This window comes from Modestobacter sp. VKM Ac-2978 (assembly GCF_026968025.1).
Lineage (GTDB): Bacteria > Actinomycetota > Actinomycetes > Mycobacteriales > Geodermatophilaceae > Modestobacter.
The window spans coordinates 582,444-597,579 of record NZ_JAPVBP010000002.1 but is presented as its reverse complement, the minus strand read 5'-3'; the positions used below and the strand labels follow the sequence as shown (position 1 = coordinate 597,579).

General features: G+C 73.6%; 15 protein-coding genes. 4 read left to right on the top strand and 11 right to left on the bottom strand.

Annotated features, from left to right (window positions below; translation table 11 throughout):
- Positions 1-7: 7 nt before the first annotated feature.
- Positions 8-892 carry a helix-turn-helix domain-containing protein gene (locus O2W53_RS06660; protein WP_269162217.1) on the bottom strand — a complete coding sequence of 295 codons (885 nt, stop codon included), beginning with the start codon at positions 890-892 and terminating at the stop codon, positions 8-10.
- Positions 893-930: 38 nt separating this feature from the next.
- Between O2W53_RS06660 and O2W53_RS06655 the strand changes: the two genes are divergently transcribed.
- From O2W53_RS06655 to O2W53_RS06645, 3 genes are read left to right on the top strand one after another with little or no spacing between them, the layout of a single operon-like run.
- Positions 931-1,479: a TIGR03086 family metal-binding protein gene (locus O2W53_RS06655; RefSeq protein ID WP_269162215.1), complete on the top strand. Its 549-nt coding sequence runs from the start codon at positions 931-933 to the stop codon at positions 1,477-1,479.
- Between the two features lie 31 nt (positions 1,480-1,510).
- Positions 1,511-2,110, top strand: a complete 600-nt coding sequence (locus O2W53_RS06650; protein ID WP_269162214.1) for a nitroreductase family protein — start codon at positions 1,511-1,513, stop codon at positions 2,108-2,110.
- Positions 2,111-2,126: 16 nt separating this feature from the next.
- Positions 2,127-2,894 (top strand): SDR family NAD(P)-dependent oxidoreductase, encoded by a 768-nt coding sequence (locus O2W53_RS06645; protein WP_269162213.1) that lies wholly within the window; start codon positions 2,127-2,129, stop codon positions 2,892-2,894.
- Between the two features lie 128 nt (positions 2,895-3,022).
- Here O2W53_RS06645 and hisH read toward each other — a convergent pair whose 3' ends face one another.
- The 5 genes from hisH to hisD all read right to left on the bottom strand — a co-directional run bounded on the left by hisH (position 3,023) and on the right by hisD (position 6,948).
- Complete coding sequence (gene hisH / locus O2W53_RS06640; RefSeq protein WP_269162212.1) at positions 3,023-3,658, bottom strand: imidazole glycerol phosphate synthase subunit HisH; 636 nt, start codon at positions 3,656-3,658, stop codon at positions 3,023-3,025.
- A 66-nt stretch (positions 3,659-3,724) separates the two neighbouring features.
- Positions 3,725-3,901, bottom strand: coding sequence for a hypothetical protein (locus tag O2W53_RS06635; RefSeq protein ID WP_269162211.1), 177 nt, complete (start codon positions 3,899-3,901; stop codon positions 3,725-3,727).
- A gap of 4 nt (positions 3,902-3,905) precedes the next feature.
- Complete coding sequence (gene hisB, locus O2W53_RS06630; RefSeq protein WP_269162210.1) at positions 3,906-4,502, bottom strand: imidazoleglycerol-phosphate dehydratase HisB; 597 nt, start codon at positions 4,500-4,502, stop codon at positions 3,906-3,908.
- Positions 4,499-5,626: a histidinol-phosphate transaminase gene (locus O2W53_RS06625; RefSeq protein ID WP_269162380.1), complete on the bottom strand. Its 1,128-nt coding sequence runs from the start codon at positions 5,624-5,626 to the stop codon at positions 4,499-4,501. The genes hisB and O2W53_RS06625 overlap by 4 nt, the downstream gene beginning before the upstream one ends.
- A 5-nt stretch (positions 5,627-5,631) precedes the next feature.
- On the bottom strand, positions 5,632-6,948 hold the full coding sequence (gene hisD / locus O2W53_RS06620) for a histidinol dehydrogenase (RefSeq protein WP_269162209.1): 1,317 nt from the start codon (positions 6,946-6,948) through the stop codon (positions 5,632-5,634).
- Between the two features lie 80 nt (positions 6,949-7,028).
- Here hisD and O2W53_RS06615 point away from each other — a divergent pair, with 80 nt between their 5' ends.
- Positions 7,029-7,982 carry an LON peptidase substrate-binding domain-containing protein gene (locus tag O2W53_RS06615; RefSeq protein WP_269162208.1) on the top strand — a complete coding sequence of 318 codons (954 nt, stop codon included), beginning with the start codon at positions 7,029-7,031 and terminating at the stop codon, positions 7,980-7,982.
- A gap of 79 nt (positions 7,983-8,061) precedes the next feature.
- Here the strand turns inward: O2W53_RS06615 and O2W53_RS06610 are convergent, their stop codons facing one another.
- From O2W53_RS06610 to lspA, 5 genes are all read right to left on the bottom strand, one after another.
- Positions 8,062-8,784: a DUF2567 domain-containing protein gene (locus O2W53_RS06610; protein WP_269162207.1), complete on the bottom strand. Its 723-nt coding sequence runs from the start codon at positions 8,782-8,784 to the stop codon at positions 8,062-8,064.
- A 106-nt stretch (positions 8,785-8,890) separates the two neighbouring features.
- Entirely contained in the window at positions 8,891-12,448 is a 3,558-nt protein-coding gene (gene dnaE / locus O2W53_RS06605) for a DNA polymerase III subunit alpha (RefSeq protein ID WP_269162206.1), read from the bottom strand.
- Between the two features lie 210 nt (positions 12,449-12,658).
- On the bottom strand, positions 12,659-13,468 hold the full coding sequence (locus tag O2W53_RS06600) for a CPBP family intramembrane glutamic endopeptidase (protein ID WP_269162205.1): 810 nt from the start codon (positions 13,466-13,468) through the stop codon (positions 12,659-12,661).
- Between the two features lie 12 nt (positions 13,469-13,480).
- The gene (locus tag O2W53_RS06595; RefSeq protein ID WP_269162204.1) at positions 13,481-14,449 is read right to left on the bottom strand and encodes an RluA family pseudouridine synthase; all 969 of its coding nucleotides are present in this window, start codon (positions 14,447-14,449) and stop codon (positions 13,481-13,483) included.
- 56 nt (positions 14,450-14,505) lie between these two features.
- Positions 14,506-15,087, bottom strand: coding sequence for a signal peptidase II (lspA, locus tag O2W53_RS06590; RefSeq protein ID WP_269162203.1), 582 nt, complete (start codon positions 15,085-15,087; stop codon positions 14,506-14,508).
- Positions 15,088-15,136: the final 49 nt, after the last annotated feature.

Sequence of the window (15,136 nt, the reverse complement as noted above, 5' to 3'; positions counted from 1 at the left end):
GCACAGCCTAGGAGACGCCGCTCCCGGGCCCGCGTGAGCCGCCGGGCCCGTAGCGGGCGGCGAACTGCCCCGGTGGGACGCCGGTGACGCGGGCGAAGTCGCGGGTGAAGTGCGCCTGGTCGGCGTAGCCGAGCGCCGCGGCCACCCCCGCGAGGTCGGCCGGGCCCGCGCGCAGCCGCTCCGCGGCCTCCTGCAGCCGGCGTCGCTGGATCAGCCACTTCGGGGTCAGCCCGAGTCGGCGGTGGACCAGCCGCTGCAGGGCCCGCTCGGAGAGGCCGAACTGCGCGCAGACCTGGCCGACGCGGAGGACCTCGCGGTCGCCCTCCACGTACGCCACCACGCGGTTGACCAGCTCCCCGTCGGCGTCGACCGGCAGCAGCGGTCGCAGTGCGGCGCCGAAGGCCGTCATGGCGGCGGAGTGCGCGGCCGGGGCATGCGGGTCGGGGGCCATCGCGGCGCGGACCCGGGCGGTCAGGGTCTCCCCCGCCGGACCGAGGACGTCGGCCACGTCGACGTGCCGGTCGGTGTGGTCGCTCATCGGCCCGCCGGCGATGAGCGAGCCGGCGGCGGGTGCGCACATCACCCCGACCGCCCACCCGCTGCCGGTCAGCGTCGTGGTGGACAGCCCGGAGACCACGCCGTAGAAGCGGGCGTAGTCGGCGGCCACGACGACCAGCGACACCGGGTACTGCAGGACCCGCTGCGGCGCCTCGCGCCCCGCGGGCACCGACCAGACCGGGATCCAGAACCGCTGCAGCAGCCCGTCGAACCCGGGCTCCACCGGGTACCGGTACATGACGTGCGAGACGTCGTCCGGCTCCTTGAGGTGGGCGCGCTCGACGGCGTCCCGCGGGGTCGTCCCGCTGCCCGGGGGCCCGCTGTCGGCTTTCATCAAGACCGAGCCTGCCGCACGCTCCTAGGTTCCCGGGCATGACCTCCACCGCCACGAGCTACGCGGCAGCCGACCGTCCCCTCACCGCGCTGCTGGACACCGTGCCCCCGACCGGCTGGTCGCGCCCGTCCCCGTGCGAGGGCTGGACCGCCGCCGACGTCGTCGGGCACGTGATCGGGACGCAGCGGGAGTTCCTCACCACGCACGGCGTGGACCTGGGTGAGGCACCCGACGTGGCCGCCGCCCCGGCCGCCGCGTGGCGCGCGCACGCGGAGCGGGTCACCGAGGCCGTGTCCGACGACGCCGTGGCCTCCCGGGAGTTCGACGGCTTCTTCGGGCGCACCACGGTCGGCGCCGCCTTCGAGCAGTTCTACGTGTGGGACATGGTCGTGCACCGCTGGGACGTCGCCCGCGCCGTCGGCGCCGACGACGACCTCACCGACGAGGAGCTGGACCGGGTCGAGGCCGGCGCGGACGGCTTCGGAGATGCCCTCCACATGGAGGGCATCTGCCGCCCGGCCCTGGACGTGCCCGCGGACGCCGACCGGGAGGCCCGCCTGCTGGCCCGGCTCGGCCGGGTGGCCTGACCTGTCGGACCGCTGCGGCAGGGTGGGGCCCATGGAGTTCAGGGACGTCGTCCGCCGGCGCCGCATGGTGCGTGACTACGACCCCGACCGGCCGGTGCCCGCCGAGGTCCGCGAGCGGCTGCTCGAGCACGCGATCCGGGCGCCGTCGGCCGGGTTCAGCCAGGGCTGGGCGTTCCTGGTGTTGGAGACGCCGGCGGAACGCGACCGCTTCTGGGCCGCGACCACCGGTCCCGGTGCGCCCGACGGCTGGTTGACCCGGATGCGCCGCGCGCCGCTGCTGGTCGTGCCGCTGTCGCACAAGGCCGCCTACCTGGAGCGCTACGCGGAGTCCGACAAGGGCTGGACCGACCGCGACGAGGCCCGCTGGCCGGTGCCCTACTGGGACGTCGACACCGGGATGGCGTCGCTGCTGATGCTGCTCACCGCGGTCGACGAGGGGCTGGGCGCGTGCTTCTTCGGCGTCCCGCCGGAGCGCATCGCCGCCTTCCGCGAGGCCTTCGGGGTGCCGGCCGCGTACACGCCGATCGGCTGCGTCTCCGTCGGCTACCCCGGCACCGAGGACAAGCGGTCGCCGTCGCTCGACCGCGGTCGGCGGGGGGTGGACGAGGTCGTCCACCGCGGCAGCTGGTGACTGGTTGACTCCCCTCGTGGACCCGCAGACCCCGACCTCGCGCGCCGTCCTGGTGACCGGCGCCTCCCGCGGCATCGGCCGCGCGATCGCACTCGCGTTCGCCGCCCAGGGCGACCGGGTGGCGGTGCACTGGGGCGGCTCCCGGGAGCGGGCCGAGCAGGTGCTCGCCGAGCTGCCCGGCGACGGGCACGTGCTGGTGCAGGCCGACCTCACCGACCCCGACGCCGTGGGCCGGATGGTCGACGAGGCCGCCGAGGCGCTGGGCGGGCTGCACGTGCTGGTCAACAACGCCGGTGTCTTCACCGCGCACCCGCCGCTGGAGACCAGCTACGACGAGTGGCAGGCGGCCTGGCAGCACACCCTGGCGGTGAACCTGGTCGGCCCGGCCAACGCGACGTTCCGGGCGCTGCCGCACCTGATCGCCGCCGGCGGGGGCGCGGTGGTCAACGTCTCCAGCCGGGGCGCGTTCCGGGGCGAGCCGAACAACCCCGCCTACGGCGCGTCCAAGGCCGGGCTGAACGCCTTCGGCCAGTCGATGGCGCTCGCGCTGGCCCCGCACGGCATCTCCGTGGGCACCGTGGCCCCCGGGTTCGTGCAGACCGAGATGGCCCGCGAGGTCCTCGACGGTCCGGGTGGGGACGCCGTCCGGGCCCAGTCGCCCTACGGCCGGGTCGCCGACCCCGCCGAGGTCGCCTCCGCGGTGCTGTGGCTGGCCTCCCCCGGCGCCCGGTTCTCCACCGGCACGATCATCGACGTCAACGGCGCCAGCTACCTGCGGAGTTAGGGGTCGCGGCCGCGAGGCCGCTGTCGGTCGTCGTCGCCGGAGCCGGAGGCTCCCGACGCCGACCGACGAAACGACTCAGCGCACGACGGGCACCGCACCTGACCGTGGTGCGGTCCGGAGGATCGCGGTCAGATGCTGTCGAGCCAGTTGGTGAGCAGTGCGGCGCCGGCGTCACCGCTCTTCTCCGGGTGGAACTGGGTCGCTGACAGCGGCCCGTTCTCCACCCCGGCGACGAACCGGTCGCCGTGCTCGGCCCAGGTGACCGCCGGCGGGGTCAGCCGGCCGGTGACGCCGGGCTCGGCGAGCGGGAACTCCCGGACCCCGTAGGAGTGCACGAAGTAGAAGCGCTGCCCCTCCAGGCCGGCGAACAGCTTCGAGCCCTCCGGCGAGGAGACGGTGTTCCAGCCCATGTGCGGGAGCACCGGCGCGTGCAGCTGCTCGACGACGCCGGGCCACTCCCCGCAGCCCTCGGTGTCCTGGCCGTGCTCGACGCCCCGCTCGAACAGGATCTGCATGCCCACGCAGATGCCGAGCACCGGACGCCCACCGGCGAGACGGCGCCCGATGACCTTGGGCCCGTCGACGGCCCGCAGCCCGTCCATGCAGGCGGCGTAGGCGCCCACCCCGGGGACGACGAGACCGTCGGCCTCCAGCGCGACCTCCGGGTCGGCGGACACGGTCACGTCGGCGCCCACCCGGGTCAGTGCGCGCTCTGCCGAGCGCAGGTTGCCCGACCCGTAGTCGAGGACGACGACCTTCTTCACAGCTGCCACGCTACCCACCAGCCGTCCGCGGCCCGCCGGCATTCCCGGGCTGCGGGGCGACCGCCCCTAGACCAGGCGCAGGACGCCGGCCGCCGTCGCCAGCAGGGCGGCGACCAGCAGGATGACGGCGAAGGCCACCTGCACGCCGGTGCGCCCGTCGGTGTCGGAGTCGGCCTTGAAGATGCTGTAGGCGCCGCCGAGCAGGAAACCGCCGACGACCATGAGCGCGACGCCGAAGCTCACGAGCTCACAGAGCGCCCTTGGTCGAGGGCACGTCGGTGACCCGCGGGTCGAGGGCGACGGCGGTGCGCAGCGCACGGGCCAGGGCCTTGAACTGCCCCTCGACGATGTGGTGGGCGTCCCGGCCGGCGTAGAGCACCCGCACGTGCAGGCTGATCCGCGCGTTGAACGCGAAGGACTCCAGCACGTGCTTGGTGAGGCTGGTCGGGTAGTCGGGCCCGATCATCGGCGTCATGTTCTCGGGTTCGGCGTGCACGAAGTACGGCCGGCCGGAGAGGTCGACGGCGGCCTGCACCAGCACCTCGTCCATCGGGATGGTGGCGTCGCCGTAGCGGGTGATGCCGCGCTTGTCACCGAGCGCCTCGGCGAAGGCCTGGCCGAGTGCGATGGCGACGTCCTCGACCGTGTGGTGGGCGTCGATGTGCAGGTCGCCGTCGGCGTGCACGGTCAGGTCGATGCCGCTGTGCTTGGACAGCGCGGTGAGCATGTGGTCGTAGAAGCCGACCCCGGTGGCGACGTCGGCCGCCCCCGTGCCGTCGAGGTCGACCTCGACCACGAGCTTGGTCTCCTTGGTCGTGCGCTCGACCCGTGCAGTGCGGTTCATGCCGGCGATCCTCCCAGAGAGCTGCGGTGCGCCGGTGCGACCTCACCCAGCGCGGTGAGGAACGCGTCGGTCTCCTCGGTCGTGCCGGCGGTGACCCGCAGCCAGCCGGGCAGGCCGACGTCGCGCACGAGCACCCCGCGGTCCAGCAGCGCCTGCCAGGCCGCAGCGGAGTCGGTGAAGTGCCCGAACAGCACGAAGTTGGCGTCGCTGGGCACGCTGGTCAGCCCCATGCCGGGCAGTGCGGCGACGATCCGGTCGCGCTCGGCCTTGACCAGGGCGACCGTGGCCAGCAGCTGCTCGGTGTGCGCCAGCGCGGCCCGCGCCGCGGCCTGGGTCAGCGAGCTGAGGTGGTACGGCAGCCGGACGAGCTGCAGCGCGTCGACCACGGTGGGGTCGGCGGCCAGGTAGCCCAGCCGCAGCCCCGCCATGCCGAACGCCTTGCTCATCGTGCGGCTGACGATCAGCCGTGGGCGCCCGGGCAGCAGCGAGAGCGCGGAGACCGTGCCGGTGCGGGCGAACTCGGTGTAGGCCTCGTCCACGACCAGGACGCCGGCGCCGTCGTCGTAGCTGGTGGCCTCGTAGAGCGCGGCGATGGTGTCCAGCTCCACCGCGGTGCCGGTCGGGTTGTTCGGGCTGGTCACGAAGACGACGTCCGGCCGTACCTCGCGCACCTGGGCGGCGGCGGCCGCCGGGTCGATGGTGAAGTCGGCGCGGCGGTGCCCGTCGACCCAGGCGGTGCCGGTGCCCGCGCTGAGGATGGGGTGCATCGAGTAGGACGGGGTGAAGCCCAGCGCCGTCCGGCCCGCGCCGCCGAAGGTCTGCAGCACCTGCTGCAGCACCTCGTTGGAGCCGTTGGCCGCCCACACCTGCGCCGGGTCGACCTGCTCACCGCTGGTCCGGGTCAGGTAGGCGGCCAGGTCGGCCCGCAACGCCGTGGCGTCCCGGTCGGGGTAGCGGTTGAGGCCGGTGGCCGCCTCGGCCAGGGCCACCTGGAGGTCCGCCAGCAGCGCCGGGGGCAGCGGGTGTGGGTTTTCGTTGGTGTTGAGCCGGTGCTCGGCCGGTGGCTGCGGCGCGCCGTACGGCGACCGGCCACGCAGCTCCGGCCGCAGCGGGAGCGCCTCCATCGCGGTCACGACCGGGACGGCGACTGCTGCCGGGCCCGTACCGCGGCGGCGTGCGCCGGCAGGTCCTCGGCTCCTGCCAGGGCGTCGATGTGCCCGGCGACCTCGGCGAGGGCCTGCTCGTCGTACTCGACCACGTGGATGCCACGGAGGAACGTCTGGACGCTGAGCCCGCTGGAGTGCCGGGCGCAGCCGCCGGTGGGCAGCACGTGGTTGGAGCCGGCCGCGTAGTCACCGAGGGAGACCGGGGCCCACGGGCCGACGAAGACGGCGCCGGCGTTGCGCACCCGCATCGCCACCTCACGGGCATCGCGGGTCTGGATCTCCAGGTGCTCGGCGGCGTAGGCGTCGACCACGGCCAGCCCGGCGTCCAGGTCGTCGACCAGCACGATGCCCGACTGGGTGCCCCCGAGCGCGGTGGTGATCCGGTCGCTGTGCTTGGTGGCCGCCACCTGTCCGGGCAGCAGCTCACCGACGGCGTCGGCGAGCTCCTCGCTGGTGGTGACCAGCACCGCACCGGCCAGCGGGTCGTGCTCGGCCTGGCTGATCAGGTCGGCGGCGACGTGCACCGGGTCGGCGGTGTCGTCGGCCAGGACGGCGACCTCGGTCGGGCCGGCCTCGGAGTCGATGCCGATGAGGCCACGCAGCAGCCGCTTGGCCGCGGTCGTGTAGACGTTGCCCGGCCCGGTGACCAGGTCGACCGGCGCGCAGGAGCCGGCGCCGTAGCCGAAGACGGCGATCGCCTGCGCCCCGCCGACCGCGTACACCTCGGTGACGCCCAGCAGGGCGCACGCCGCGAGCACCCCGGGGTCGGGCAGACCGCCGTTGTCCCGCTGCGGCGGGCTGGCCACCGCGATGGAGGTGACCCCGGCCAGCTGCGCCGGGACGACGTTCATGACCACCGAGCTCAGCAGCGGGGCCAGCCCGCCGGGCACGTACAGCCCGACCCGGCGCACCGGTACCCAGCGCTCGGTGACGGTGCCCCCGCGCACCACGTCGGTGGTGACGTCGGTCCGGCGCTGGTCGGCGTGCACGATCCGCACCCGGCGGATCGACTCCTCCAGGGCAGCGCGCACCGCGGGGTCGACGGTGGCCAGCGCGTCGTCCAGCGCGGCCTGCGGCACGGCCATGTCCGGGACGTCGACGCCGTCCAGCCGCGCGGTGATCTCACGGACCGCCTCGGCGCCGCGCGCCCGCACGTCCTCGCAGATGGGCCGGACGACGTCCAGCACCGAGTCGATGTCGACGCCGGCGCGCGGCAGCAACTGGGCGAGCTCACGCGGCCCGGGCAGAGCAGGACCACGCAGGTCGATGCGGGACAGCACGGAGCACCTCCGGGTACGACGGGAGAACACCCCACGGTAGACGGCGGGTGCACCGGCCCCGCTGCCCGTAGGCTCCCGGCGTGGGCGTGGGCGAGGACGGGACCGGAGACCGGGAGGTCATCCCGCTGTTCCCCCTGGAGACCCCGCTCTTCCCCGGCGTCGTCCTGCCGCTGCAGATCTTCGAGCCCCGGTACCGCCAGCTCGTCGCCGACCTCTCCGCGCTCCCGGAGGGGACACCGCGCCGATTCGGGGTCGTGGCGATCCGCCAGGGCTGGGAGGTGGAGCGCGTCGCGCCGGCCGAGGCCCTGTTCGACGTGGGCTGCACCGCGATGCTGCGCGTGGTCGCACCCCAGTCCGACGGCGGGTACCAGGTGGTGGCCGTCGGCGATGAGCGATTCCGGCTCCTCGAGGTCCTGGCGCCCGCCGACCTGGACGAGCACGCGGTGCCCGCCGGCGGCGGGGAGACCGACATCGGCGCCGGCGCCCCGCCGACGTACCTGCGCGCGGTCGTCGAGTGGCTCCACGAGGAGGAGGCGGCCGAGGAGGCCGCTGGGGACGCCGAGGGGCTGATCGGCGTGGACACCGCCCCCGGGCTCGAGCCCGACGACGTCGTGACCGAGGTGGCCCGCGGCTCGCTGGAGCTGTTGGCCGGGAACGTCCGCGACCTGTTCGCCCGGTACGTGGCCGACGTCGCCATCCGCCAGGGCGGCGGCGACGGGCTCCCGGACGAGGTGCTGGACGCACTGACCTCCGACGACCTGATGCCCGAGGACGACGCCGCCCCGGCCGGGATCGCCGACACCGCGGCCCTGCTGCGCGAGGTCAGCGACGACGCCCGGGGGCTGTCCTACCTGGTGGCCTCGGTGGCCCTGCTGACCACCGAGGACCGGCAGGCGCTGCTGGCCGAGTCCGCGACCCGCCGCCGTCTGGGCATGGAGTCCCGGATGCTGCGCCGGGAGCTCACCCTGCTGCGGACCCTCGGGGCGGTCCCGGTGCCGCTGCGCCAGTTCGCCACCCCACTGACCCCGAACTAGGGGAAGGGCGACTGCGCGTCGGCCCTGTCCGGAGGCTCGCCCCGAGCGTGCGAGGGGTGAGGGGGACGGGGTCCTCCTGCTACGGCCGGCGGGGAGCTGCCGGTGGCACCGGCGGGAGCGGCGGGCGGAGCGGCAGCTGGTGCTCGGGCCGCGGGGCACCGTCGTCGGGGCGGCCGAGGTCGTCGTCCGGCGTGACCGCGGTGGCCACCAGGTAGGTGAGGACGGCGACGAAGGGGCCGACGGCCAGCGCCGCGGTCGCGCCCAGGTCGACGCCGGTGGTGACCGTCGCCCCGACCTCGGTCAGCTCCGCCTCGGTGGGCCCGGCCCCCAGCCACTCCCCCAGCTGCCAGGCGACGGCCCCGGCACCGACCATCCCGGTGGCCAGGCCGACCAGCGCAGGCACCCCGCGACGGCTGCGCACCAGCCACACCAGGACGCCGGCCACGAGCCCCAGTCCGGCGAGCAGGAGGACGTACACGCCGTCGTCGGCCATGAACACCTCAGCGCTCGGCACCCCGACCACCGGCACGAGCTGGCTCTCGGTGACCCGGTAGTCGACCCGCGGGGCGAGCCAGGCCCACAGGGCACCGGCGCCCAGGCCGGCGACCGTCAACGCCAGGACGGTGACCAGCCCGGCCCGCAGGTCGGCGCGACTGCCGCGCAGGCCGGGCCCCCACCCGGCCCGGCTCGCCGGCTGCTGGGGCGCCCAGCCCGGTGGGGGTGGCGCGAGCCGGGACGCCGGCGGGGCGCCGGGACCGGCCGGTCCACCCGGCGCCGGCCCGGCGGTGCGGGGATCGGTCACCGGTCCAGTGTCGCTGGCCCGGCCGTGCGCGCACCCGCGGCCCGACCCAGCGCACCCCTGCGGGGGCCCACCGCCGGCCCCGTCCCGAGGAGGACGGGGTCCTCCGTCACAGGAGGGCGACGCTGGTGGGGCCCAGCAGTGCCTTGATGTCGCCCATCAGCGCGGTGCTGGGCTGGACCCGCAGCCCCTGGTCCAGCCGCAGGACCGTCTCGCGGCCGCCGTTGAGCAGCTTGAGCTGTACCTCGGTGGTGCCCGGGTGGCTGCCCAGGACCTCGCGGAGCCGCTCCACCACCGGCGGGGTGCAGCGGGCCGCCGGCATCGAGACCAGCACCGGCCCTCGGGGACCGTCGGTGACCTCGGGGATGTACACCTCGGAGGCGAACAGCGAGGGGGTGTCGTCCCGACGGCTGATCCGGCCCTTGACCACCACGATCTGGTCGCGGACCACCTTGTCCTGCACCTGCTCCCACGTCTTGGGGAAGAACAGCACCTCCAGCCCGGCCTCGAGGTCCTCGATGGTGGCCATGGCCCACGGCGCACCCTGCTTGTTGGTGCGCGGCCCGACGGCGGTGAGGATGCCGGCGATCGTGACGTTCGCGCCGTCCTCGACCCCGCCGGAGAGGATCTCGGCCAGCGCGGTGTCGGCGTGCGAGGTGAGCACGTGCTCCACGCCGTGCAGCGGGTGGTCGGAGACGTAGAGGCCGAGCATGTCCCGCTCGAACACGAGCTTCTCCGACTTGGACCAGTCGGCGGTGGGGATCGCGATGTCCAGCGAGGAGCCGAACGGGTCGTCGGCGGTCTCGCCGAAGCTGCCGAAGAGGTCGAACTGCCCCTCGGCCTCCTTGCGCTTCACGCCCATCGCCTGGTCGACGGCGTTGGCGTGGATCGCGGCGATGCCCTGCCGGGAGTGGCCCATGGAGTCGAAGGCCCCGGCCTTGGCCAGGGACTCGATGACCTTCTTGTTGCAGGCCACCGTGTCGATCTTGCGCATGAAGTCGGCGAAGTCCTTGAACGCCCCCTTCTCCTCCCGCGCCCGGACGATCGAGTCGACGACGTTGGTCCCGACGTTGCGCACCGAGGCCATGCCGAAGCGGATGTCGTTGCCGACGGCGGTGAAGTCCCAGGAGGACTCGTTGACGTCCGGCGGGAGGACCTTGATGCCCATCCGGCGGCACTCGGCCAGGTACACCGGCCGGCGGTCCTTGTCGTCGCCGACGCTGGTGAGCAGCCCGGCCATGTACTCGGCCGGGTAGTTGGCCTTGAGGTAGGCGGTCCAGTAGGAGACCAGGCCGTAGGCCGCCGAGTGCGCCTTGTTGAAGGCGTAGTCGGCGAAGGGGACCAGGATGTCCCAGAGCGTCTTGACCGCGGCGGCGGAGTAGCCGTTGGCCTTCATCCCGGCCTCGAAGCCGACGTACTCGGCGTCCAGCACCGACTTCTTCTTCTTGCCCATCGCGCGGCGCAGCAGGTCGGCCTTGCCGAGGGAGTACCCGGCGACCTTCTGCGCGATCGCCATGACCTGCTCCTGGTACACGATCAGGCCGTAGGTCTGACCGAGGATCTCCTCGAGCGGTTCGGCCAGCTCCGGGTGGATCGGGGTGATCTCCTGCTGGCCGTTCTTGCGCAGCGCGTAGTTGGTGTGCGAGTTCGCGCCCATCGGGCCGGGCCGGTAGAGCGCGCCGACGGCGGAGATGTCCTCGAAGTTGTCCGGGCGCATCAGCCGCAGCAGCGACCGCATGGGGCCGCCGTCGAACTGGAAGACCCCGAGGGTGTCGCCGCGCCCGAGCAGCTCGTAGGTCTTCTTGTCGGTGAGGTCCTTGCTGATCTCGTCGAGGTCGACCGGGTCCTTGCCGTTGATCACGATGTTGCGCAACGCGTCGTCGATGACGGTCAGGTTGCGCAGGCCCAGGAAGTCCATCTTGAGCAGGCCGAGGGTCTCGCAGGTCGGGTAGTCGAACTGCGTGATCACCGCGCCGTCGGCCTCGCGGCGCATGATCGGCACGCTGTCGATCAGCGGGTACCGGCCGATGATGACCCCGGCGGCGTGCACGCCCCACTGCCGCTTCAGCCCCTCGAGCTTGCGCGCCTGGTCGACGACCTCGGCCGCACCCGGGTCGGACTCGTAGCGGGCCCGGAACTCCCCGGCCTCCCGGTAGCGCTCGTGCTTGGGGTCGAAGATCCCCGACAGCGGGATGTCCTTGCCCATGACGCCGGGGGGCATCAGCTTGGTCAGCTCGTCGCCCACCGAGTACGGCCGGTCGAGCACCCGGGCGGCGTCCTTGATCGCGGCCTTGGCCTTGATCGTGCCGTAGGTGACGATCTGGCTGACCCGCTCCTCGCCGTACTTCTCCGAGACGTAGCGGATCACCTCACCGCGGCGGCGGTCGTCGAAGTCGATGTCGACGTCGGGCATGGAGACGCGCTCGGGGTTGAGGAACCGCTCGAAGATCAGCCCGTGCTGCAGCGGGTCGAGGTCGGTGATGCCCATGGCGAAGGCGGCCATCGAGCCGGCGGCCGAGCCGCGGCCCGGGCCGACCCGGATGCCGTTGTCCTTGGCCCAGTTGATGAAGTCGGCGACCACGAGGAAGTACCCCGGGAAGCCCATCTGGGTGATGATCCCGACCTCGTAGTCGGCCTGCTTGCGGACGTGGTCGGGGATCCCGGCCGGGTAGCGCTTGTGCAGCCCGGCCTCGACCTCCTTGACGAACCAGGAGGTCTCGTCCTCGCCCTCGGGCAGCGGGAAGCGCGGCATCAGGTCGGCGCCCTCGGTGAACTGCACCTCGCACTGCTCGGCGATCAGCAGGGTGTTGTCGCAGGCCTCGGGGTGCTCGCGGAACAGCGCGCGCATCTCCGCGGCGGACTTCAGGTAGTAGCCGTCGCCGTTGAACTTGAAGCGGTTGGGCTCGTTGAGCCGGGAGCCGGTCTGGATGCACAGCAGGGCGTCGTGCGCCTGGGCGTCCTCACGGTGGGTGTAGTGCAGGTCGTTGGTGCCCAGCAGCGGGATGCCGAGCTCCTTGGCGATCTCCAGCAGGGCCGGCTTGGTCCTCTTCTCGATGGACAGCCCGTGGTCCATGATCTCGGCGTAGAAGTTCTCCTTGCCGAAGATGTCCTGGAAGTCCGCCGCCGCCTGCCGAGCCCGGTCCACCTTGCCCGCGCGCAGCCACATGTTGACCTCGCCGGAGGGGCACCCGGTGGTCGCGATCAGGCCCTTGCCGTACTTCTCCAGCAGGTCGCGGTCGAAGCGCGGCTTGCGGTACTGGCCCTCCAGGCTGGCCAGCGAGGAGATCCGGAAGAGGTTGTGCATGCCCTCGGTGGTCTTCGCCAGCAGGGTCATGTGCGTGTAGGCGGCCTTACCGCGGTTGTTCCCGCCGTCGCCCTCCTCGTCGATCAGCTTGTCGCCGAAGTCGAACGGGGCGCGGTCGAAGCGCGAACCGGGGGTGTAGTAGCCCTCCATGCCGATGATCGGCTTCACGCCGGCGGCCTTGGCGGTCTTGTAGAAGTCGTAGGCGCCGAAGACGTTGCCGTGGTCGGTCATCGCCAGCGCCGGCATGCCCTCGTCGGCCGCGGCCTTGGTGACCTCACCGAGCTTGGCCGCCCCGTCGAGCATCGAGTACTCGGTGTGCACGTGCAGGTGCACGAAGTTCTCTGAGGACGGGGTGCTGCTCACGGTGCGGGGTGCTCCTCACGGGTCGCGTCGGCCCTGCCAGGCGGGGCGGCAAGGACCGACGTGGTCGTTCTCATGACCGGCGGGGAAGGCCGTTCAGCGGTGTCGCTCGGTGGTGCTGTCGAACGGGGACCGGTGCTGTCGATCCTCGCACCTCCGGAGTCCTACGCCGAGGGTCCGACAGAACGTGTCTCGGCGATCCGGACCACTCCGTCACGCCCGCTCCGGGGTCTCGGCGGACGGCAACGCGGAGGAGGGCACGAACAGGAACCGCAGGTCGATGGCGGCGTGCAGCAGCACCGGCACCAGCAGCGACCCGGTGTCCAGGTAGACCCCGGCCAGCACGCCCCCGAGGACGCCGGTGGTCACCACCCCGGCCAGCCCCTGGTACGCGTGCGCCACCCCGAACGCGAGCGCGGCCACCAGGACCAACACCAGCGCTGGCAGCCCGGGGGCCAGCGCGGCCACCACGGCGAGGAAGAAGCCGCGGTAGAGCCACTCCTCGCACATGCCCGCGGTGACGCCGACCAGGGCGAACAGCCGGCGCTCGGAGCGGCTGCGGGGCAGCAGCGCCAGCGTCGAGTGCCCGGGGGGCTCGGCGTGCCGGGCCTCGCCGGGGCGGGTGCGGCGCAGCGTCTCCGGCGGCGGCCCGGCCACGGCGCCGCTGCGCAGTGCCCGGGTGGTCAGCAGGACGAGCAGCCCGAGCACGACGACGGCCAGCCAGGTGCCCACCCCGGGCCAGCCCGTCGGCCAGCGCAGGCCCACCTCGGCCGCGCTCACCTCCGGGGCGGCGAGCCAGACCACGAGGGCGACCAGCGCCAGGCCCCACTCGAGCACCAGCAGCCGGCGGTAGAAGGAGCGGCGCGCGGCCGGGTCGGTGCGCAGCCGGCCCTCGAACCGGCGGTGCAGCACGTACCCGACGAACGGCTCCCCCACGACCAGGTAGACGGCGATGATCACCGCCGCCAGCTGCGCGGCGCCGAAGTCGGCGAGAGCAGCAGGGAGGTCGGGGGCTCCGGACACCAGTCGAACGCCTCAGTTCTCGGCGCGCAGGATCGCCAGGGCGCCGGCCAGGTCGGCCGGGTGGTCGCTGCTGAACTCGACCCAGCGCCCGTCGGCCGGGTGGGCGAACCCGAGCCGCACCGCGTGCAGCCACTGCCGCTCCACGCCGAGCCGGGCGGCCAGGGTCGGGTCGGCGCCGTAGGTCATGTCCCCGACGCACGGGTGGCGGAGGGCGGAGAAGTGGACGCGGATCTGGTGGGTGCGCCCGGTCTCCAGGTGGACGTCGACGAGGCTGGCCGCCGGGAACGCCTCCGCCACCTCGTAGTGGGTGACCGACGGGCGGCCGCCGGTCACCACCGCGAACCGCCAGTCGTGCTTGGGGTGCCGGTCGATCGGGGCGTCGATCGTGCCCTTCGACGGATCGGGGTGCCCCTGCACCAGGGCCTGGTAGCCCTTGTCGACGGTCCGCTCCTTGAACGCCGCCTTGAGCAGGGTGTACGCCCGCTCGCTCTTGGCCACGACCATGAGGCCGGTGGTCGCGGCGTCCAGCCGGTGCACGATGCCCTGCCGCTCGGCCGCGCCGCTGGTGGAGATCCGGTAGCCCGCCGCGGCCAGTCCGCCGGTGACCGTGGGCCCGGTCCAGCCGGGGCTGCCGTGCGCCGCCACCCCGACCGGCTTGTCGATGACCACGACGTCGTCGTCGTCGTGGACGACCCGGAGGCCGGAGACCGGCGCCGGCGCGGCCGGCTCACCCGGCGGCGGCGGCAGCTCCACCTCCAGCCAGCTGCCCGCGGTCAGCCGGTCGCCCTTGCCCTGGGAACGCCCGTCGACGACCACGGCGCCACCGTCGGCCAGCTCGGCGGCCACGGCGCGGGTGACCCCGAAGAGGCGCACCAGGGCCTGGTCGACCCGCTGACCCTCGAGCCCGTCGGGCACGGGCAGCGACCGGTGTTCACCGGGTCGCCCGCCGGAGGAGGAGGCCTGGCCGGGACTGCTGGTCACCGCACCATTGTGACGGGTGGGGCACCCTGCCCGGCCGCCGCCGGGCCGACCTGCGCTCAGCCGGCGACAGCGTCCGGCCGGTCGCTGCTGCGACTGCCGTCGAACTCGATGCCCCGGAAGGCGAGCAGCACACCGAGCACGCCGCCGCAGACGATCGCGGAGTCGGCGATGTTGAAGATCGGAAACACCTGGCCGTAGGGGTCGAACACCGAGATGAAGTCGACGACGCCGCCCTGCAGGAAACCCGGGTCACGGAACACCCGGTCGATCAGGTTGCCCAGGGCACCGCCCAGCACCAGGCCCAGGGTCACCGCCCACGCGGTCGAGTACATCCGCCGCGCGCTGCGCACGATCACCACGACCACGGCCAGCGCGATCAGGCTGAACACCACGGTGGCGCCCTCGGCGAAAGAGAAGGCCGCACCGGTGTTGCGCGCCTCGGTGAGGTACAGCGCCCCACCGAGCAACCGCAGCGGCTCCCGGTCGGACAGGGTGGCCACGACGACGAGCTTGGTGGCCAGGTCCAGCGCCAGGACCGCGGCGGCCAGGGCGAGGAGCAGACGGGCCCGGGAACGCCCACGCGACCCGGTGGCGGCCGCCGGGGTCGCGCCGGTCGAGGAGTCGGGCTGCTCGGACATCGCCGTCCTCCCCGCTGGCGGCCCCGGTGACCACGTCAGCGACGACGAT